At 48.1% G+C, this 19,837-nt stretch carries 20 protein-coding genes; 3 read left to right on the top strand and 17 right to left on the bottom strand.

The window, feature by feature from the left end; all coding sequences use genetic code 11:
• Positions 1–39 precede the first annotated feature (39 nt).
• From AC6B99_RS22650 to AC6B99_RS22600, 11 genes are all read right to left on the bottom strand, one after another.
• Positions 40–1,404, bottom strand: coding sequence for an SMI1/KNR4 family protein (locus tag AC6B99_RS22650; RefSeq protein WP_496664287.1), 1,365 nt, complete (start codon positions 1,402–1,404; stop codon positions 40–42).
• Between the two features lie 130 nt (positions 1,405–1,534).
• Positions 1,535–2,764 (bottom strand): 30S ribosomal protein S1, encoded by a 1,230-nt coding sequence (gene rpsA, locus AC6B99_RS22645; RefSeq protein ID WP_056028850.1) that lies wholly within the window; start codon positions 2,762–2,764, stop codon positions 1,535–1,537.
• Between the two features lie 106 nt (positions 2,765–2,870).
• On the bottom strand, positions 2,871–3,449 hold the full coding sequence (locus AC6B99_RS22640; RefSeq protein ID WP_056028851.1) for a lysophospholipid acyltransferase family protein: 579 nt from the start codon (positions 3,447–3,449) through the stop codon (positions 2,871–2,873).
• A 3-nt stretch (positions 3,450–3,452) separates the two neighbouring features.
• Positions 3,453–4,148, bottom strand: a complete 696-nt coding sequence (gene cmk, locus AC6B99_RS22635; RefSeq protein WP_056028853.1) for a (d)CMP kinase — start codon at positions 4,146–4,148, stop codon at positions 3,453–3,455.
• A 173-nt stretch (positions 4,149–4,321) separates the two neighbouring features.
• A complete protein-coding gene (locus AC6B99_RS22630; protein ID WP_056028855.1) occupies positions 4,322–4,552 on the bottom strand; it encodes a hypothetical protein in 231 nt (76 codons plus the stop codon).
• A gap of 59 nt (positions 4,553–4,611) precedes the next feature.
• Positions 4,612–5,265, bottom strand: coding sequence for a flagellar brake protein (locus AC6B99_RS22625; protein WP_056028857.1), 654 nt, complete (start codon positions 5,263–5,265; stop codon positions 4,612–4,614).
• 59 nt (positions 5,266–5,324) lie between these two features.
• Positions 5,325–6,692, bottom strand: a complete 1,368-nt coding sequence (gene ypeB / locus AC6B99_RS22620) for a germination protein YpeB (RefSeq protein WP_056028860.1) — start codon at positions 6,690–6,692, stop codon at positions 5,325–5,327.
• A 74-nt stretch (positions 6,693–6,766) separates the two neighbouring features.
• Positions 6,767–6,925, bottom strand: coding sequence for a hypothetical protein (locus AC6B99_RS22615; protein WP_200931577.1), 159 nt, complete (start codon positions 6,923–6,925; stop codon positions 6,767–6,769).
• A 56-nt stretch (positions 6,926–6,981) separates the two neighbouring features.
• Positions 6,982–7,680, bottom strand: coding sequence for a glutamic-type intramembrane protease PrsW (gene prsW / locus AC6B99_RS22610; protein ID WP_496664286.1), 699 nt, complete (start codon positions 7,678–7,680; stop codon positions 6,982–6,984).
• 382 nt (positions 7,681–8,062) lie between these two features.
• Complete coding sequence (locus AC6B99_RS22605) at positions 8,063–8,677, bottom strand: genetic competence negative regulator (protein WP_046232007.1); 615 nt, start codon at positions 8,675–8,677, stop codon at positions 8,063–8,065.
• Between the two features lie 198 nt (positions 8,678–8,875).
• Positions 8,876–9,196, bottom strand: coding sequence for a hypothetical protein (locus AC6B99_RS22600; protein WP_056028864.1), 321 nt, complete (start codon positions 9,194–9,196; stop codon positions 8,876–8,878).
• A gap of 193 nt (positions 9,197–9,389) precedes the next feature.
• Here AC6B99_RS22600 and AC6B99_RS22595 point away from each other — a divergent pair, with 193 nt between their 5' ends.
• Complete coding sequence (locus AC6B99_RS22595; RefSeq protein ID WP_494880260.1) at positions 9,390–10,268, top strand: polysaccharide deacetylase family protein; 879 nt, start codon at positions 9,390–9,392, stop codon at positions 10,266–10,268.
• A 254-nt stretch (positions 10,269–10,522) separates the two neighbouring features.
• On the opposite strand, the gene AC6B99_RS22590 is transcribed toward AC6B99_RS22595, so the two are convergent.
• Positions 10,523–11,128, bottom strand: coding sequence for a CPBP family glutamic-type intramembrane protease (locus AC6B99_RS22590; RefSeq protein WP_494858711.1), 606 nt, complete (start codon positions 11,126–11,128; stop codon positions 10,523–10,525).
• 107 nt (positions 11,129–11,235) lie between these two features.
• Between AC6B99_RS22590 and AC6B99_RS22585 the strand changes: the two genes are divergently transcribed.
• Positions 11,236–12,153 (top strand): hypothetical protein, encoded by a 918-nt coding sequence (locus AC6B99_RS22585; RefSeq protein WP_496664285.1) that lies wholly within the window; start codon positions 11,236–11,238, stop codon positions 12,151–12,153.
• Positions 12,154–12,166: 13 nt separating this feature from the next.
• Here the strand turns inward: AC6B99_RS22585 and AC6B99_RS22580 are convergent, their stop codons facing one another.
• Positions 12,167–12,493 (bottom strand): rhodanese-like domain-containing protein, encoded by a 327-nt coding sequence (locus AC6B99_RS22580; protein WP_430156474.1) that lies wholly within the window; start codon positions 12,491–12,493, stop codon positions 12,167–12,169.
• A 285-nt stretch (positions 12,494–12,778) separates the two neighbouring features.
• Here AC6B99_RS22580 and serA point away from each other — a divergent pair, with 285 nt between their 5' ends.
• A complete protein-coding gene (serA, locus tag AC6B99_RS22575) occupies positions 12,779–14,368 on the top strand; it encodes a phosphoglycerate dehydrogenase (RefSeq protein ID WP_056028876.1) in 1,590 nt (529 codons plus the stop codon).
• A 337-nt stretch (positions 14,369–14,705) separates the two neighbouring features.
• On the opposite strand, the gene AC6B99_RS22570 is transcribed toward serA, so the two are convergent.
• From AC6B99_RS22570 to resB, 4 genes are read right to left on the bottom strand one after another with little or no spacing between them, the layout of a single operon-like run.
• A complete protein-coding gene (locus tag AC6B99_RS22570; RefSeq protein ID WP_496664284.1) occupies positions 14,706–16,172 on the bottom strand; it encodes an ATP-binding protein in 1,467 nt (488 codons plus the stop codon).
• Positions 16,172–16,888, bottom strand: a complete 717-nt coding sequence (locus AC6B99_RS22565) for a response regulator transcription factor (protein ID WP_046231997.1) — start codon at positions 16,886–16,888, stop codon at positions 16,172–16,174. The genes AC6B99_RS22570 and AC6B99_RS22565 overlap by 1 nt, the downstream gene beginning before the upstream one ends.
• A gap of 27 nt (positions 16,889–16,915) precedes the next feature.
• Entirely contained in the window at positions 16,916–18,178 is a 1,263-nt protein-coding gene (ccsA, locus tag AC6B99_RS22560; RefSeq protein WP_056028879.1) for a cytochrome c biogenesis protein CcsA, read from the bottom strand.
• Positions 18,175–19,836: a cytochrome c biogenesis protein ResB gene (gene resB / locus AC6B99_RS22555; RefSeq protein WP_496664283.1), complete on the bottom strand. Its 1,662-nt coding sequence runs from the start codon at positions 19,834–19,836 to the stop codon at positions 18,175–18,177. The genes ccsA and resB overlap by 4 nt, the downstream gene beginning before the upstream one ends.
• Between the last annotated feature and the right edge of the window lies 1 nt (position 19,837).

Raw genomic sequence — 19,837 nt, 5'->3', positions numbered from 1 at the left:
ATAAGGAACAACCTCTTCTTCACCTTATTCACGGACTCCTTACAAATGTTTACCTAATAATGCTCTAACCTGTACCAAAGAGGATGGCAGCAACTTATCCATTTGCTTCTTGGATTTGAACTGAAACTCCTCCAGTCTCCGAAGCACGTTGGAGCGAATATAATCTTTGTCTGTCTGGTGCCGCTCCAGCAAACGCTCATAAATAGGCAAAAGCGCGGGATCTATTATCCCTGTCAGTGCCTGTAGAGCAATAAGCTTTACTCGTACTTCTGAATCGTCGAGCCTCTGGATAAGTTCGCTTGCATACATCCCTTTTTTGCTAGATTGGCCTGCCTGGTAAACAGCATGAACTCGAATTTCCACATCCGGATAAGTGAAAAAAGGCAGCAGCATAGGCAGCATTTCAACTTCCGCCGCATGAAGAATGTAGCAGATGAACCGAAACGTTTCAGCATCTGCCGCCGCTGGCAGCATGCTTATGAGCTCTTCATTAAATTGCTGATCCCCTTTGGGCATATACCAGTGAATGGCCTGGATGGCACACAATCGATTTTCAGCACTGCTGCTCGTTAATTCTTCATGAATGAGCCTCGCGGCCTCGGCAAAATTTTTCTTGGCCAAAATTTGCAGACATAATTGGCTTACTTCGTTTGAAGAGCTTTCATATTGCGAGACCAGAAAAGCAATCGTCTCAGCCGTTATATTTTTCAGCTTGAACATTCCGTTTAATGCCTCAAGCTTTACAGACTCATCTAATGTAGATTGATAGAGCTCGGTGAGTTCCCGTTCATCTCCGCCACGCCGCATACCGAACCAGCTGGTTTCATAGCCAGCAATGATTTCATCGAGCCAACGCTCATACCAATCCAGAAAATTTGCTTCAAAGGTAACGACTGGCTTTTGGTAGTCGAGATCGATATAAACGACCTTACCGCGATGCTCGCCTGTTATCATTAACATCGTCTCATACGTGCAGCCCTGCTCCCCAATGTTCAGCAAGCCTTGAAAAGCTTTCGCCTGCTCTTCTTCATACTGCTCGTCACTTATATTGCTATCATCATGCAGCGCAGGGTAGTCAGCTTTCCATTGCTCCTTGGTCAATTCAGGACGTATAGAAGATGGCTTATCCATTCGCCCAAGCTCAATGGACTGTTTTTCCCCTAGAGGGTGAATGCCATAATAAGGCCCTGCTCCCCCGTTGCCAATATTCGTCAAAAAAGCGGCATATTCCACAGGCAAAACGATGCCGTGTTTTTGCTCAAATTCGCGGAGCTCCTCTAGTCCAAGCGGTTCATGCAAACGATATTGATGACTGTTAGCTCCAAATAGCTGATGGTTTGCATCCACCTTAGCCGCGTCCTTTAGCTTCCGCTTAATACGCTCTAATTGATTATGTATCGTCATTTTATTCCACCTTTTCGAGAAGGCTGCCCGGCTGTATTCTGAAATGTTAAAATGCAAAAGGCCAAGCTGCTGCTTGGCCTTTTGAGCGAACATATATACGTCAATGCTCGCTGTAAAACGCAATAACGTATTATTTCAATTTATTCAGTTTGTCGCCGAAACGCTCAGCCAGCGAGTAGCTCATGCTTTGGCTGTTCAAGCTAACATTAGGATTGTTCAGTTCCTCTTGTTTAGGAGCGCGCTCGCGTTGTTGTCTTTCTGGCTTTTGCGGTTGCTCAGGAGCTTCTTCTGTTTCCTTGATGCTCAGGCTAACGCGTTTTTCAGCAGGGTTGAAGTCAAGAACTTTCGCTTGAACTTCTTGCCCTTCTTGCAATACCTCGAAAGGAGTCGCAATATGACGGTGAGCGATTTGGGAAATGTGTACCAAACCTTCAACGCCTGGAGCAATTTCAACAAATGCGCCGAAAGTAACGAGGCGACGAACTGTACCTGTTACGATATCGCCAATGTTGAATTGGCTTCCAGCTGTTTCCCAAGGACCTGGTTGAGCAGCTTTCATGCTCAGGCTGATTTTACCAGCAGCCGGATCAACTTTAAGAACTTTAACCGTTACCGCTTGACCTTCAGCTACTACATCTTTAGGATGAGCAACGTGCTGCCATGAAAGCTCAGAAACGTGAACGAGACCGTCAACGCCGCCGATATCAATGAATGCGCCAAATGGTGTCAAACGTTGAACAGTACCTTCAAGCTGCTGGCCTGGCTCAAGAGCCGCGATCAATTTTTGTTTGTTACCTTCAAATTCTGCGTCCAATACTTCTTTCGCAGACAAAATGACTTTGCCGTTCTCTTGGTCGATTTCTTTCACTTTTACGCGAAGTGTGCGGCCTTTGTAGTCGCTGAAATCTTCTACAAAATGACGCTCAACCATCGAAGCCGGGATAAAGCCGCGTACGCCAACATCAGCGACAAGGCCGCCTTTTACAACGTCAGCTACGACAACTTCAAATACTTCGCCGCTCTCGAAACGAGCTTGCAGCGAATCCCAAGCGCGCTCGCCATCTACGCTTTTCTTGGAAAGAACAAGCTTTTCTTTCTCGTCATCAATGCTGATAACTTTAAGCTCAACTTCTTGGCCTACTTGTACGGCATCGTTTGCATTATCCAATTGAACTGCGGACAGTTCGCGAATCGGGATAACACCGTCATATTTATATCCAAGGCTTACGTAAGCTTGGTTATCTTCGATTTTGACGATCGAACCTTTAACTGTATCCCCTTTTTTCAAGGATACGAAATTATCCATAGCCTCTTGATTTTCCGCTACTGCGGACTCTTGCACATTGGTTTCTTCTGACATTGAAATAACCTCCTCAATTCATCCAACAACTTTTCAACTTACAAATTTATTTAAATCCGCCAACGTTCTAAAGTGAAACATTAAGCAGCATTTAAAACAGCTATGTTTATTTGTTCGCTGCAATAAGGGCGCGAACATCCTTCATAATCGCATCCGTAAGGCGGTCCAGCTTATCCGGTGAAGAATCATCAATAAATGCGGTAAAATCAACCGGCTTGCCATAATAAACCGTTACTTTGCGAAACAAGGAATAATTACCCACAATTGCCACAGGTATAACAACCGCATTGCTGCGAAGCGCAATCATTGCCGCCCCCTTCTTCGCTTCCCCGCCTTGATTGCGGCGAGAGCCTTCCGGGAAAATACCCATTACATTGCCTTCCTTCAGCAGGGTGATCGCTGATTTGATCGCCTCTTTGCTTACGCCTCCGCGCTTAACTGGAAAAGCTCCAAATGCCCGAATGAGCGGTCCGAAAACCGGAATTTTAAACAATTCCGCTTTCGCCATATAATGGACTTTCCGTGGAACCTTGACGCCGACCGTAGGCGGGTCAAAATTGCTGACGTGATTGGCGCATAAGATGACCGGCCCGTCAGCAGGTATATTCTCAAGCCCTTTGGCTTCAAGACGGAATAGGCATATATAAAGCACGCGGAGAAGAAATCGGAACAACAGGTATAACATAGTTTACTTCGCCCCCGCCAATTTGGTTCTGCTTAATTTGACAATAGCTTGAGCGACCTCTTCAATCGACATCGCCGTGCTGTCCAGCAGGATTGCGTCTTCAGCGCGGACGAGCGGTGAAATTTCCCGCTGTTCATCCAGTTGGTCACGCTGCGAAATTTCTTCTGCAAGCTGTTCCAGCGTCACCGGCTGCTTGCCGGCTAGCTCCTTGTACCTGCGAAGCGCACGCTCCTCAACGGATGCTGTTAAAAAAACCTTCAACTCAGCGTTCGGAAGCACATGGGAACCGATGTCCCTGCCATCCATTACAACACCTTTTTCCTCAGCCAGCCTGCGCTGCGCTGCGCCAAGAAATTGTCTGACCGCTTCATTCGCCGCATAATGAGACACATTCAGCGTCACATCGCGTGAACGGATTTGTTCGGTGACATTTTCCCCATTCAAAAATACAGTCTGTCCATTGTCGCCTGCCTGCAGCTTAATGTCCAGATGCGTCACATGGTCAGCAAGCTTGCCAGCTTCCTGCGGCTTAATGCCCGCCTGCTGCGAACTATAGGTCACGGCTCGATACATAGCACCTGTATCAATGTATACATATCCTAATTGTTCGGCAACTTTACGCGCTACTGTGCTTTTCCCTGCCCCAGCAGGTCCATCGATAGCAATGTTGATCCGCTCGCCGTCACCGTCTTGCTGCATCACTAAAAGTCAACCCCCCTTATGTCGAGATGGCTGGCTTGATACACCGTGACAGATGCGACGCTAACCTCTCAATAAAAAAGCAGGCTTTGCCTGCGGACGTGAAAATTATACCACACTATACGAGCGGATGCAAAAACACCCTCCACCTTGCTTTCAGGTATTTGAACGCATTATGAAGAAACCTGTCCTTGCAGACGGGTTCCTTCCATGCGCTCGGCTCCCGACAGCAAGTGTCTGACCGTGCTGCTTTGCAGCACTGTTTGCGCAAGCAAACATGCGATAAGCAGCGCGGCAGCCACGATGCCGAGCCCTTTTCCTATTTTATCAAACGGAACTGAAAAAGACTGGTTAGGAGCTTGTCCCTCCAGCCGTTTCCAGCTTTGCCCAGACGCGCGAGCCATGCAATCATTCCCTTCTATCCCTGTTAAAGGATAGCATGCGTAGAGGGCGGCCCAGCTATTCAGCGGTTGCGGAATTCCAGCTGGCGCTCAAAGCAATAGCGAATAATCCGCTGACGGTCTGAATCATTAATGCCGGCAAATTTAATCATCACCTGATTGCGCCCCGTTTCAAGCTTTACAACCCGCACGATTTCCGCATTGAATGACGCATGCTCGATGGACCCATTTTTATAAGGAACAAGCAGCCAGCACTCCAGCACCTGACCTTGGGAAATCGGCCATTTCCCATCGCAAATGAACGAAATTCCGCCGCCCCCAACATCATCTGTAAGCGCCACGAAGCGGACCTGATCCGGCGTTTTCACTGCGATTTCAAGCTCGGCAGCTACCCGCAGAAAATTGCGCCGCTGCACCTTTGTAATCTGATCAAGGTCCGGCTTCCGAATTTTGACCAGCTTGACGACGTCTTCCCGGAAACCAAGAACGTGGGAATTAAAGAAATGCTTGATTCCATCCTCCGATACAAAATAGACCGAAAGCTCGTCTCCCAAAAACATTCTTTTCATTCTGCCATTTTGGCTATTTATCGGGTTCTCAATCAAAAAACCTTCATCCAGCACCTCGGCAATACGCGCCTTGTACTCGATGGCAGCTTCTGCTTCATCAGAAGAAGCAATTTGGAAAAATAACATTTGATTAATTTTCGGCAACAAGTTGGCTCCCCCCTATAATGCTGTCATTATAACACGACATATAGAGAGGAGCCATATGGTTATTTACCGGAACTTGCCACTTTGTCAAGCGAAGACAGCACTTCAATCGATTCTTCCATGCCGCTTTCTGCATTAATGTAAATGCGGTAATCGCTATCATTGATCCGGCCCGTATATTCATAGCACAGCACTTCATTGCCATCATCATTTTTGATCAGCGCCATCTGCTCTTTGGACACTTTCATATCCGGGTTCAGCGCCTTGCGCGCGTCTGCTTTGGAGATGCCTGCCTTCGGCAGCGTCCGCTTATGATGCTCGAACACATATTCATTCGCTTGCAGCGCCGCTATATCTCCATTATCAAGCGCAACCTTGACCGTCAGCTTGTCTGGATAAATCAGCACATCGTCCTGGTTGCCGACAAAGCCGAACGTTCCTGCATTATCATAGGCGTCATAGCTAACCGCCTTCATGCCGTCAAAGCCATGCTCTTTCAAAAACTTTTCAGCCGCAGCCCGCGCCTGCTCAATGTCCAGCTGCTTCTCTCCAATTTCACGGGGATCCATATAAGCGATCAGTTGGCCGCCCTTTTGCGAAAAATCCATATGGATCGTATTGCCCGACTTATGCTCGGACAACACTGCGGAATACGAAGCATATTCCGTGCCTTTGCCATTTTCAGCAACGCGAATTTCTTTGCCATCGCCTTTTTTGCCGGCAAACTTGGCAGCGCGCTGCTTAATTTCTTCCGGCGTAACAGCTTTACCGCTCAGCATGCTGATTGGGCGCTTCTCGTACATGCTTGAAACCGAAGGACCCCAGTTAATTTCCGGATAGCTACTTACCTTCTTATCGACACCTTTGAAGCCGTCGACAATTGTCTGATCGCCCTTGGCTTCCTTCGCAGCCAATGACAGCTCAACGTCCATCCAGCGCAAATGATTCGAGAGCACTTTTTCCTGCATGCCCTGCAAATCTTTTGAAATATCCTTGGAGTTGGCGTACAGCGTTTTGAGGGTTTTGAATTCATCCTCAGACAGCGGCTGCTTCGTCAAATCGCGAACGGAAGTTTTATAGGCAAAATTGGAAATGCGCGACAAAAACTCCTCCGCCTTGTCAAATGGAAGCATCGAAAGCGGCAGCTGGCTAATTTCGTTCTGCGCCTCGCTTGTTAGCCGCCATACGTTAACGAGCCCTTTTCGGTGATACGCTTGTGAGGTGGAATTGACGGCTAACGTATTGCCAAGCTGCTGATGCAGCTTATCCACATGGTAAGTTAAATTATGGAACGCCCGTTGATACTGATTTTCCGCCTTCATCAATACAGCGTTTTTCTCCTGATGCTCCTGATAGCCCCAATAGAGCGAACCTACAAGCAAAATAGCCGCAATTGGGAACAGCACCGCGCTTATCCGTCTATAAACCATACAAAAAGCTCCTTTCTTGTGCAAACCTGGTGTTAGTTTGGTTTGCTGAAAGGAGCTTTATGCATTCAATTTGTTTAAAAGCTATGTTCTTCAATATCAAGATCGTCGATGTTGTTGCAAATGCACTGCTTGAAACCAGTATCTACGCCGCTGCTTTCGCGCTTGCCCCGCAAAACAAACTTCTCGCCACATACATTGCAGCGAATGGTCACTTTCACTCTGACTGCTTCCATCCCTACCTCCAGCTTACCCTAAAAATGTACTCTAGCTTTCAGTATGGACGGCTGCTTTACAATTTAACCTCTTCATCGCGCTTCAAAAAACGAAATGGCGATCGCGAGTTGGCCCGCTGCATTTTTCGGAGGCCAACGACCCATAGCACCGCCATGAACGGAATGATGAACCAGATCCAGCTGGAACGCATCGTGATCATAATCCAGTCATAGCTGCCGTGCAGCATTATCGGCAGCAGAAACGATACGATAATATAATTTCTGCGTTTTTTGACATTGCTCTCGAACTTCGCTTTGCCTACGTAATAGCCCATCATAATGCCGAAGAGGGCATGTCCCGATACGGGAAGCAGCGCCCTCATAACGAGCGAGCCGAACGATGCGGGAGCCAGGAAGGCATACATCACATTTTCGAGCGTCGCAAATCCTAGCGATATGGAGCCGGCGTACACGATGCCGTCGTAAGGTTCGTCAAACTCCGTATGATTGTAAATAAAATGATAAAGAACGAACCATTTTATAAATTCCTCTACGCCAGCCGATTGAATAAATGAAAAGACGACTGGATTATCGCCCCACCAAAGCTGCAAGCCGCGCTGCACAACCATAATCGGCAGCACGATCAGCACGCCCAGCAAGAACATCCGGACGACCATATGAATAGGCTCCGTATCGTATTTATCCTTTAAATATAAATATGTCAGCAGTGCTATTCCTGGTGCCACCGCTGCTGTCAAGACAGAGATCCACATCATCGCCGTTCTTCACCCCCCCATGCCGTGCCTGCTGCAACCACCCTCAATAACGGGAGGCCGCATATCTATTTCTACATCATCCCTGTAATAGCCCTCATTATTTTGCATCCTTTCAGTATAGACCAAGATTTCGTGTCCTATTGCCCAGCGAATCCTGCTTGTCCAACCAATCAGGGATGTCCAGTTCCTCTTCATTATACAACGCTATAGACACATCGGATATACCTTTTATTATATTGACAACACCTCGCGCCATTGCCGTTTCCCTGACTCTGGAGCAGGCCAGCGCTTGTACGATTACATAAAAAGAAGAAGAGCATCAGCAGGCTTGACAGCTCCTGCAGATGCTCCGTTCATTGCGCCCTCTTCGCTTAAGCATTGCCTAGTTGAAAAAATGAGTGCATATTTCTTTCACAGCCTCGGAAGGCATGATTACTTTCCCGTATTCCTCCAACATCGCATAAGTGACCGATGTGGCTTCGCCGTATTCAGCCAGCAGGGCGATAACGGCATTGTGGCGGGACGTTTCAATCAAAGCCGGTTCCAGCGCCAGTATATATTTATTATTGTAAGCATACAGGCGCCCATCTTCTGTCAGGGCAGCGGCTTGCAGCTGTCTGCAAACCTGTATAACATCCTCGAAATCCCGAAAGGAATACATGACGATATCGCTTTGCTCAAGCGTCACTTCCATTTCGTAAATTTCGTCATCTGCGTCATCATCATCGGACGTTCTCTCTTCCGAGCTTCCGTTCATTTTGCCGCGAGTGACAATCACGACCATACCTTGGGCCGGTAGGGCAAACACTTCGACCGCTAACGGTCCGCTGGCATCGAATCCAAGTTCACTGTATGCTTGATCCATCATTTCACTGAATAGTTCGTGCACCTTTGGAATTTCGCGCCACATGTCGTCCTTCTGGATCCCTCGTTCCAGCAGGTCGTCGAACGTCAGAAATATTTTTATCTTGTCCTGACTAAGTCGTTCGATCTTCATGACAGGATCCTCCTCTGCAGCATCTGTTGTAACAGCGTATGAAATTTATAAGAAGATGTGACCAAAATGGTCAAATCAAACTATGTAACTACTTTATCATGTTCAAACTCGGATTGCACCTAAAATAGGCAAAAAGAATCGTTCGAATCTGCACTTTTTCAGTGCCTCGTTCAAACGATTCCTTCCAGAAACTGTTGGTTAATGTGTCTTGTTCGACGATTCCGCCATGATCTCCTCGGCTTGCTGTTTCAGCTCTGGATCACTGTTCATCATTGCTTCAATCTGAACCCAGCCGTCTCCGAATTTTCCGGCGGTATCGTCTGTACGCTTTGGGCCCTTGTTTACAGCCTTTTTCGTCCAATCGTTATTCCACAAGGACATCGCCTTGTGGCCAATCGTTGAACAAGCGCTCGCCAGCACGCCAGCTGCAAGTGCAGCTGTACCTGGACGCTTGCGGGCAACATAGAGAGCAGCGGCTGCCCCGGCAAGCCCTCCGAGAAGAAATCCTCTTAGCCTCATAGTAGGACAAAACCTCCTTGATTTAGGGCCCTAAAAAATCCCCATTCAATATTCGATTTCACCCTTTAGTGTGGCTTGCCTCCTCTTATTTATCCTGCTTAATAAAGGAAATCCCGCGGCCTCCAAAACACAGCATGATTGATTATGCTACAATAATACCCATTGACAACTACAACATAAATGGAGGTTCATTATGTTTAAACGAATGACCGCATCGCTCGCTGTTCTTTTGGGAGCTGCATTAGTTGCTGCGGCTTGCAGCCAGCAAAGCGTCCCGTCTGGCAGCAATCTGCCGCAGGAAGGTGCTTTGGCACAGGAAAGCCCAGCAGCCGAGCAGTCGCCTGCCGCTTCTCCTGTCCTTCAGCAAGAGGAGCCAACGGCTTCGCCCCTTGCAGAAGAAGCAACGCCGTCGCCAAGCGAGGCACCGGCTGCCAAGCTGTACAAAATGGACAGCGTATACCGCTTCAAACCGCTTGACAAAGGAACGACCGATAAGGTTGTGCTGCTGACCTTTGATGATGGCCCGCACAACAAGGAGGTGCTGACCAGCCTGCTCGATACGCTCGGCAAGCATAAGGCTAAAGCGATCTTTTTCGTGAACGGCTACCGAGTTAAAGCGAACCCTGATTTGCTGACGCTCATTCATGAGCGCGGACAGACGATCGGCAACCACTCCTGGGACCACATCAACTTGAAAAAAGAATCCGCCGCCAAAGTGGAGCAGCAGGTTGCTGATGTTCAGGATACCGTCATGAAGCTGACCGGCGAAGCGCCAAAGTTTTTCCGGCCCCCTTATGGCTCCGGCAACGATAGCGTTAAAGAAATCGTCAAAAACCACGGCATGCTGTACATGACGTGGTCCAATGGTTCGCTTGACTGGGAACAGAAATCTCCCGGAAATCCTGACAAAGTTGTCGAGAGTGTGCTGGAACAGCTTCACCCAGGCGCCAACATTTTAATGCATGAGCTGGCCTGGACCGCTGAAGCGCTTGACAAGCTGCTGACGCAGCTTGAAGACAAGGGCTATGGCTTCATCGATCCGGCTGCAATTGATACGGACCTCACGAATTAGAAGCTTGGGGCAGCTAAGTGCTCCGGCAGCTTAATTCGCATATTTCAATCCGTACCAGAACAATCCTGCGACCAAACTCAAAAAGAGAAAAAACAATACATTATAATACCATCTCGTTACTTTGCTAGCGCCCGAAGGGAACTTTTTCCGTCTTGGGGGAAGGATCTCCCTTCCCTCTTCATCGATTCGGGGAGCTTCCGTTTTCTCGGGCGACGGCCCTTTGCGCGTGGCTTTCCCGAATTTTTGTACCCTGCTCATAATTGCCCTTTCGGTTCCCTCCTGAATCTGATAATAAAGCCCATAATCATATCTATCGCAAAGTGTGCAAGAATTGGGGCCCATAAGCTGCCAGTTTGTATATAAATCCATCCTAAGCCGTAACTGATGGAAAACACAAGTCCAGTTGGAATCCAATGCTTTAAATACCGGACATGAATGGCTGCAAAGATGATGCTTGTCCAATATGGCCCGAAAGCGTGCTGCAAAGCGCCCCTGAAGAGCAGCTCCTCGCATACCGAGACAACGAACGACAATACGATAATATGCCAAATCGGGCGTTCACGGAAAATCCGGTCATTTACGCCGCCATCATCGGCTGCTTCATCAGGCACAAAGCGGGAAATGGACAAATCTACTAGCAGTACAACTGCCGCCAAACCTAGTCCAAACCACAAGACATTAAGCTCTTTTGGAAAATGAAATAAATGAATTATGTTTTGACGCTGAAATAAAACCCATATCAAGCCGATAATAAAAGTAAGTGCTTGCGTCATGTACAAATTAATGAGCAGCATGCGATCGTCAAGCTCGTCAACGGTCACCTTGCGCACTCGTATTTTACGGATGTCGAATTTTTTCATAACTTCCCGCCCGTCCTGGAGGTTCGTATTTTTGATGTAAATTCACCTGTACGCACAGGCAGCAAAAGAGAGCAATAATGAATACATACATAAAAGGGAGTTTTGTTATGGAAAAGCAGCTAACCCGTTCCGCCATGTTTTACAGCATCGGTTTTATTTTTATGCTGGTTTGCGCAGTCGGCGCATTTTTCTACGGAGTACAGTACGGCAGTGAGCAGACTAAAACCAGCTACGAAATGAAACAGTTAAACAGTGAGGCTAAATCCAAGTCGACTCCGTATCAGCAGCAAGATCTTGTCTCCTACTATCATACTGTATTTCTGCCCTACCGTGAATTCCAAAACGAATGGTTCAATGCTTTGAAAAAACTGGAGCAGGAGGATTCAGCCGATGGCAACGCCATGTTTAAGGATTTGTCCAAGCTAGCCAAGAAAAAAGCCGGCGAGGTCGCTTCCTTCAATATGCAGCAATCGCCACTGCTCGGTGAAGCACAGACGAGCGTTATTAAAAGCCTTGAATTGTTTGAGCAAACGTCAAACAGAGCGGTGAACAAAGCGAAGACGCTCAATACTGCGAAGCTCATCGCAGCCGTTAATGACGATTCCATTTACCAGGCAGCTGTGAAGCAATCCCTTTCCTCGCAGCAATCGTATTACAGCGCGATGATGAAATGGGCAGCTACCGTAAACAGCGACATTCCTAACGAATACAAGTTCCCGAATATTTTGGAAATCAGTAAATGGAATAAGCTGCCCCTTATTGTAAAAAATAAATTGATGGCTGACCATTTGTTGTCGCATAAGCAATTAACGAACTTCTATCCACAGGATCTGGTTATCCGGATCGATGAATTTATTAAGACGGGGCAAGCGAGCAAAATGAAAATTCGCTCCATCGCTGCCATTGCTGAGCTGCTGATGAATACAGCCGCCGTGCGCAACGGCGACTACAGCAGCGGCTTCGAGCAAATGTACAGCAAGGAAGTGCTGCCGCTGCTGCCTTTCTTCACTACTACCTCGTCTTAAAAGACTGCTTGTGCTAGTCGTATTGAAACCCTTGAAGCAGGGCTATGGCCGCCATTCCTCCGGTTACATTGTGGAGGCTGCCATAGCCCTGCTTTTCTAAATATCCGCATACATTAGCGCTGCGTACGCCATGTGCGCATACGATATAAAGCGGCTTGTCATCCGCTAATTGTCCCAAGTGATGAGGAATCGTATTCATCGGAATAAGCGTAGATTGCTCCAGATGATAATAGTCCCATTCAAACGACTCCCGAACGTCAATGACTTGCCCTGCCTCTATATGTCCTTTCTCCAAAAGCTGCAAAAAAACATCCGCTTCGATCTCTTCCCAATTGTTCATGTCTCGTCTCTCCCCTTTATCTATTTAAGCAGGCAATGCATGAATCATATCAAAAAATTTCACATTTGATCAAGTTTGAGGATTGCAATTGTCCATGTTAATGCTTTAAAATGATAAAGGCTATCCTTTCTGTCATTCGACATGAATCGAGGAGCCGTTTGACTATATGAAACTCTCGCCTCGCATGCGCATGTGTGCAAGGGCGGTTTTTATTTTAGTATCACACCTGATGTAGCTTACGAAATGATTTTTACATTCGCAAAAATTTTAGGGGGCAATCTACTTATGTTTAAAGTGCTAGTATCCGATCCCATCAGCGATCTGGGCATCCAACAGCTTGTAGACGCGGAAGATATCATTGTCGATAAAAAACCAGGTTTAAGCGAGGATGAGCTCGTAGCCATTATTGGCGAATACGACGCTCTGCTCGTTCGCAGCCAAACGCGTGTAACAGCACGCATTATGGAAGCCGGCAAGCTTCTTAAAGTCGTTGGACGCGCAGGCGTTGGCGTAGACAACATTGATCTGGACGCTGCAACGCAGCGCGGAATTATCGTTATAAACGCTCCTGACGGCAATACGATTACAACTAGCGAGCACACTTTTGCCATGATGATGGCTGTAGCCCGCCATATTCCTCAAGCCTATATGAAAACGGTCAATGGCGTTTGGGATCGCAAATCCTTCCTTGGCGTAGAACTTCGCAACAAAGTGCTTGGCGTTCTTGGCATGGGTCGTATCGGCAGCGAAGTTGCAAAACGTGCAAAAGCTTTCGGCATGGACATTCTCGGCTACGATCCGTTTATGACAGAAGAGCGTGCAGAAAAGCTTGGCATCAAGCTTGCATCGGTGGACGAAATTGTCCGTAACGCGGATTTTATGACGGTGCACACCCCGCTTACACCTGAAACTCATCATATGATTGGCAAAGACCAATTTGCTGTTATGAAGCCTGGCATGCGCATCGTAAACTGCGCTCGCGGCGGCATCATTGATGAAATTGCTCTGGTTGATGCGGTTGACCAAGGTATCGTCGCTGGAGCAGCATTCGACGTATTTGAAGTTGAGCCTCCGGCTGAGGACCACCCGTTCCTGAAGCATCCGAAAATCATCGTAACGCCTCACCTTGGCGCATCGACAGTTGAAGCGCAAGAAAACGTTGCGATCGACGTTTCGGAGCAAGTGCTGCACATTTTGCGCGATGAGCCGTTCAGCAATGCCGTTAACATGCCGCCAATTCCGGCTGGCCTGCAAAGCAAGCTTCAACCGTATTTCATTCTTGGAGAGAAGCTGGGCAGCTTCATTTCCCAAATGACAGACGGTCCGGTACAGGAAATCGTTGTCGGTTACTCCGGTGATCTTGCAGAAGTAGATACACAGCCACTGACTCGCTACGTTGTCAAAGGCATTCTGTCCCACCACCTTGGTACGGAGCAAGTGAATGTCGTCAACTCGATGCATCTTGCGAAAGAGCGCGATGTTAACATCGTCGTTCAAAAATCGCATATTGCAAAAGACTTTACGAATCTCGTAACCGTATCGCTGCGCACGAAGAAGGAAGATCGCACTGTTGCCGGCACGCTGCTTACTGGCTATGGCCCGCGTATCGTTCAAATTGACAATTTCCCTGTCGATGTTACGCCAGAAGGCAATCTAATCCTGATCTCGCATAACGATAAGCCTGGAATTATCGGCCGCGTAGGTACGTTGCTTGGAACGAATGACGTGAATATTGCAACGATGCAGGTTGGTCGTCAGCTAGAGGGCGGCTCCGCGATTATGGTATTGCGTGTTGACAAAGGAACGCCTAAAGAGGTTCTTGAGCAGCTTACGAACTTGACTGAGCTGAACACTGCAAAAGAAATCAAAATCTAATACGGACTTCTGTCCATGCGAAAAACCCCGGAGTGGTCGTTGTTGACCGCTTTGGGGTTTTTGTTTGCCACTGGCTTGCTATACCCTGCACTATTCTACTCCTACTCCTATATTCCATGCCTATACCTGACAACAGGCTGCTATACACCTTCTGATCAGCTTCTACAGCCTTAAAAGTCTTAGCGTGCTTGGGTATAGCAATGCTCCGATATCGACGAGATTGAGCGCCTCAGGCCCCGTGACAACTCTATTCCATTTATTCAAATGTTTCACGAGCAACAAGATTTAATGCTTCTTTTCAACAAAAAATAGCGCTCCTATCGGAGCGCCTTGACAGCTAATGCTTTGTTTCGACAGGCAGCAGCAGCGTAAAGGTCGTCCCTTTGCCGAGTATGCTGTCTACTTCTATTTGTCCATTATGCTGGGTGATGATGTTTTTGACGATCGCAAGGCCGAGTCCTGTTCCTACAGAGGTGCCGCGCTTTCGCGATTTATCTGCTTTGTAAAAGCGTTCGAAGATATACGGCAAGTCCTCGCTAGGAATGCCTTGTCCCTCGTCTTTAATTTGCATTTGGATATAATCGGTATGGTTAATCGTCATTGGGCTTGCTGCAATCGTCACAGATTTGCCAAGCGGCGTATGCCGCAGCGCATTATCGAGCAAATTCGTCAGCACCTGTTCAAGCCGGTCTTCATCCGCCCCTAGCAGCAGCAGCGGCATATCAGGCAGCTCGGTCTTGAACATGACTTCCCGCTCCTTGGCAAATACTTGGAACTTGCGATGCACACGCCTGATTATTTGCTGCAAATCGAACTGCCGCAAATTCAGCTCCACATGCCCGGCTTCCATGCGCGCCATATCCAGAAAATCATTGACCAGCCTGCCCATGCGCAGCGATTCATCATAAATGACCTGCACAAGCTCCTTGCGCTCCTCTGGGGAAGCCACAATATCGTCTAGCAGCGCTTCGCTGTAGCCTTGCATCATTGAAAGAGGCGTTCTAATCTCATGGGAAACATTCGCCACAAAGTCACGCCGCAGCTTCTCCAGCTTATGTTCCTCCGTCACGTTCCGAATGACCGCGACCGCTCCGCGGGCAACGCCATCCAGCAGCAGCGGAGCCATGACGACAGACCACATGCTGTTGTGCACGTATACTTTATTCGAAACATCGCGGCCTTCGTCCATGACCTTCTCGAATATATCAAGCAGCGGCCCAGGAACAGATGAGTATGGCTTTGTGCTATCGTAAAAAGCATCGCCCCACTCCTGATTCAGATCAGCCCAGCGGTTTATAAGCAAATGTCCCGGCGGATTTGTCAAAATTATTTCGCCTTCAGCATCGAACGTAATAACTCCGTCACCCATACTGCGCAGGATGCTCGACAAATGCTCCTTCTCATGATTAAGATCATGAATGAGCTTATCGACCTGCTCAGTCATATTATTGAACGTATTCGCCAGCTCGCCAATTTCATCATTTGAGCGAATTTTCACCCGCATCTGATAATTTCCTTGCGATATCGAATCCGCAGCCTCCTTCAGCTCGAGCAGCGGCTGCTGAATTTTACGCGATAGAAAAAAGGCAAAGAAGGTCGACATCAGAAAACCGATAATTGCAACGATGACGAACAGCAGCATCACTTCATGGCTGGCATCATTTTCAAATAAATATCCGATATACGGAATAAGAAATACGCCAAGCGTCAGCAGCACGACGGCCACGAGCAAAATAATCGTCACCCACAGCTTGCCAACGACGCTATGCCACAGTAGAAAAGGAGAGTACTTCCTCCAGTTCATTACTTTGGCACCTCAAGCTTGTAGCCGACGCCCCATACCGTCGTAATCATGGCAGCTGCGTCGCCCGACACCTTGTTCAGCTTCTCGCGCAGACGCTTGACATGCGTATCAACGGTTCGGAGATCACCGAAAAACTCATAGTTCCATACATCCTTAAGCAATTCCTCACGGGAAAACACTTTATCCGGAGAAACAGCCAAATAGTGCAAGAGCTCATATTCCTTTGGCGTCAAGCTCACTTCCTGGCCTGCCGCTGTTACGCGGTGGGCATCATGCTCAATGACCAAATGCGGGAATACGATATTGTTGCTGGAATTGACTTCCTTCGTCAGAAAAGCAGTAGCCGAGGAGCGGCGCAAAATCGCCTTCACCCGATAAATGACTTCGCGCGGGCTGAATGGCTTAACAACATAATCGTCAGCACCAACTTCAAATCCTTGCACCCGGTTCATTTCCTCGCCTTTCGCCGTCAGCATAATGACAGGCGTCGCTTTCACTTGACGAAGACGGGAGCACATTTCCACGCCGTCAATGCCCGGTAGCATAACGTCGAGCAAAATAAGCGCATAGTCCGTAGCCGTAGCCATTTGCAGCGCAGATTCTCCATCTTCCGCTTCATCAATGACGTAGCCTTCCTTTTCCAAATACATTTTGAGCAAACGGCGAATCCGTTCTTCATCGTCAACAACCAAAATTCGGCTGGCGAAATTGGACATATTCATTAACCCCTTTCCCAATCGCGATTAATTCGTTCCCGCGTAAGAATGAAGGCCCGCTATTACCAGATTTACGCCAATCAGCGTAAATAAAATAACGACGAAGCCGATGACCGCGAGCCAAGAGGACCGCAGGCCCTGCCAACCGCGCGACAATCTGAAATGCAAATAAGCACTGTAGTAAAGCCAGGAAATAAGCGCCCAAACTTCCTTCGGATCCCAGCCCCAAAATCGGCCCCATGCAATATTGGCCCAAATCATGGCAAAGATGAGCGCGCCGAGCGTGAAAATCGGAAAGCCTATCGCAATGGCACGATAGCTGATTTCATCCAGATCATCCGGGTCAACACCCTCCATGACTGGATGAATGACTGCGCCAAGCGGCTTGCGGAATACAAGGCGAAGCAAGCCATACAAAATCGTTCCGGCAATAATCGACCAAATAACCGTATTGAGCTTGCGGCCGGCATTAACGCCGTTCATCCATGATGGTGCCTCAAGCTTCGTATCCGTCATGCCGAGGAAGCTGTCAGCATGGACGACCTGGCTGTTATAAGGCTTCACAATTGGGGGCAGCGTATAATCAACCGTTTCGACTTTAGATGACTCAATCCCTTTAGAATCGATTGTCGACAGCTCTTGCGAGAACTGCGCTTCATAACCAGCGGAGCGGAAACCAAATACCGCAACGAGAAAACCAATAATAATAATAATCGTATATAGCGAGAATTCGACCCAAAATCGTGATCTCCGCGCTTCCTTCGTCTCGCTTTTAAAATCAACAACCCGCAGCAAATACATAAGCCCGGCAGCAAAACCGACGGCAAAAAAGGCTTCGCCGAGCGCAGCTGTCGTGACATGCACTTTCAGCCAAATCGAGTTAAGCGCTGGAATAAGCGGCTGAACCTCCTGTGGAAAAACCGAAGCATAAGCCACGATAATAACAGTTAGCGGCAGGGAGAACATGCCCAGCAGCGCTTTACGATAAATCGCATATATAATCGTAAAAGCAATCATAATCGCCATGCCGAGGAAGGTCATAAATTCGTACATATTACTCGTTGGAATTTGACCGCTTCCTGCCCATCGTGTGAAGAAGAAGGTCAGATGGGCAGCCAGCCCCAAGCTTGAAGTGATAAACGCAATGCGTCCCCAGCGCTTCTCATGCTGAAACGGATCGCGGTTGCTCCACTTTTTCCCCGCAATCGCAATGACATAAAATAAAAAGGCAAAGCAATACAGAAAAAAAGCGGCTATAAAAGCATCACTGCTCAAATCAACTAAACTCACGCGTTATTCCCTCCGTTATCTAGCGACTTTGGATCTACGGTCACGCCATTTTTTTGAAGCGCGCCCGCCACATCCGCCCGCATGCCGTACCAGTTTTTATTCGTGTGTGCGCCAAGAGACAGCTGGCCATCATCAATGCGCAGCCAAATTCTACGATGCTGCCAATAGGAGCCCATCAATAGGCCAATCATTGAAATAGCTGCGCCGACCCAGACGAAGTTCAATGCCTTGTCCACACGAACGTTAAGCGAGGTAGAAGCTTCTGAGAAGTTGACATTTTGCATTCCGTCGACCTTGATCTCAAACTTGCTTGCTAAAGCGCCATTAATTTGATCTTGCCCGAACTTCTCCTTGTCCTTCTGCATCGGGAAATACATGTAAGGCTGCCCGGCTTCAGGCAGTCCCGGCCCGGTAATCAGAAAGACGAATGCAGGCGCATTCGGCTCACGTCCAAGCGTCGTCGGTTCGCCGTTCTCGCCAACTGCAAAATCCATGTAATTGGCGATCAGCCGCATCTTGTAAGGACCGAGCTCATAATTAAGCTCCGCATCCTTCATCGTCAGCTCGAACGGCCCGTATTTCTCGCCGGTCTCTTTGTTGATCAGCATCGGCTTGACACTGATCAGCTTGGGCGTCAGGTCGAAGTCAAACTGATAAAGCTTCAAGCCCTTATACTTCAGCGGGCTGTTGACGATAATATCATGTTTGGCTACTTCCTCAAGCACCGGCGTCTCGCCAGCCTCGCAGCCGCTTGTACATGTATAAAGGACAGCCGCCGTTTCATAGAGCTTTGCCCTAGCTTGTCCCTTCAGCTCTGGCGGAAGCTCGTCATCCGTATAAAAATCAACGGTAAACTTTTCATTTTTGACAAAATAGTTGGTGCCTTCAATCGGTACGGTCGCGCCGTCAGCAACGGAAATATAGCTGTCCATTTGCCAGCCTGGCAAGCTGCGGGCGAGTATCGAGAGCAGAAACAAAATAAGGCCGATATGATTAATATAAGGCCCCCATCTACTAAATCGGTTTTTCTCCGCAAGCAGCGCTGAACCGTCCATATGAACGCGGTAGCGCTTCCGCTTTAGCTGAGCCGCAAACTGCTCCACCCAAGCTTCGGCAGGCTCGTCCACTTTTGCGGAATAAACCGTCTTCTGCCGATTGATGAACTGGAGATGCTTGCGAATTTGCTGCTTGCTCAGTGCCCGATAAAGCGGCAAAATCCGGTCCAGGCTGCAAATGACGAGCGACGTTCCGATCATTACAAGCAGCGTAATGAACCACCAGGACTCATAGGTGTGCGACAACCCCAGCATATGATAAATCTTCCCTGGGGTGCCGTATGTACTTTCATAATAAGCCGCAATATCAAAATTGTTAATAAACGTGTTTTCCTGCGGGTAAATCGTTCCGAGAGTAGCGCCGAGAAACGTCAGCACGATCAAATAAATCGCAATTTTGACGGAAGAAAAAAAGCTCCAAATCCGATCGATCGGATTTTGGTTTTTCTTCTGCGAACGCCGGGCAATGCCGTCATAACGCATTTCCAGCGGCTCACTTTGCTGCTGGTCCTCCATAAGCGGCTTGCCGCAGCTTTCGCACAGCACAGTTCCAACCGCGTTCTGATGCCCGCATTCACACTTGGTGTTATATATAGATAACACG

The sequence above is a fragment of the Paenibacillus liaoningensis genome, assembly GCF_059609455.1.
Note: the sequence above shows the minus strand (reverse complement) of the source record. Positions and strands in the feature narration are given on the sequence as shown.

Bases quoted from the DNA above. Each gene is read 5' to 3' on its own strand.
- AC6B99_RS22650 (WP_496664287.1), bottom strand. From the start codon at position 1,404: ATGACGATACATAATCAATTAGAGCGTATTAAGCGGAAGCTAAAGGAC.
- rpsA (WP_056028850.1), bottom strand. From the start codon at position 2,764: ATGTCAGAAGAAACCAATGTGCAAGAGTCCGCAGTAGCGGAAAATCAA.
- AC6B99_RS22640 (WP_056028851.1), bottom strand. From the start codon at position 3,449: ATGTTATACCTGTTGTTCCGATTTCTTCTCCGCGTGCTTTATATATGC.
- cmk (WP_056028853.1), bottom strand. From the start codon at position 4,148: ATGCAGCAAGACGGTGACGGCGAGCGGATCAACATTGCTATCGATGGA.
- AC6B99_RS22630 (WP_056028855.1), bottom strand. From the start codon at position 4,552: ATGGCTCGCGCGTCTGGGCAAAGCTGGAAACGGCTGGAGGGACAAGCT.
- ypeB (WP_056028860.1), bottom strand. From the start codon at position 6,692: ATGGTTTATAGACGGATAAGCGCGGTGCTGTTCCCAATTGCGGCTATT.
- AC6B99_RS22615 (WP_200931577.1), bottom strand. From the start codon at position 6,925: ATGGAAGCAGTCAGAGTGAAAGTGACCATTCGCTGCAATGTATGTGGC.
- prsW (WP_496664286.1), bottom strand. From the start codon at position 7,680: ATGATGTGGATCTCTGTCTTGACAGCAGCGGTGGCACCAGGAATAGCA.
- AC6B99_RS22605 (WP_046232007.1), bottom strand. From the start codon at position 8,677: ATGAAGATCGAACGACTTAGTCAGGACAAGATAAAAATATTTCTGACG.
- AC6B99_RS22600 (WP_056028864.1), bottom strand. From the start codon at position 9,196: ATGAGGCTAAGAGGATTTCTTCTCGGAGGGCTTGCCGGGGCAGCCGCT.
- AC6B99_RS22595 (WP_494880260.1), top strand. From the start codon at position 9,390: ATGTTTAAACGAATGACCGCATCGCTCGCTGTTCTTTTGGGAGCTGCA.
- AC6B99_RS22590 (WP_494858711.1), bottom strand. From the start codon at position 11,128: ATGAAAAAATTCGACATCCGTAAAATACGAGTGCGCAAGGTGACCGTT.
- AC6B99_RS22585 (WP_496664285.1), top strand. From the start codon at position 11,236: ATGGAAAAGCAGCTAACCCGTTCCGCCATGTTTTACAGCATCGGTTTT.
- AC6B99_RS22580 (WP_430156474.1), bottom strand. From the start codon at position 12,493: ATGAACAATTGGGAAGAGATCGAAGCGGATGTTTTTTTGCAGCTTTTG.
- serA (WP_056028876.1), top strand. From the start codon at position 12,779: ATGTTTAAAGTGCTAGTATCCGATCCCATCAGCGATCTGGGCATCCAA.
- AC6B99_RS22570 (WP_496664284.1), bottom strand. From the start codon at position 16,172: ATGAACTGGAGGAAGTACTCTCCTTTTCTACTGTGGCATAGCGTCGTT.
- AC6B99_RS22565 (WP_046231997.1), bottom strand. From the start codon at position 16,888: ATGTCCAATTTCGCCAGCCGAATTTTGGTTGTTGACGATGAAGAACGG.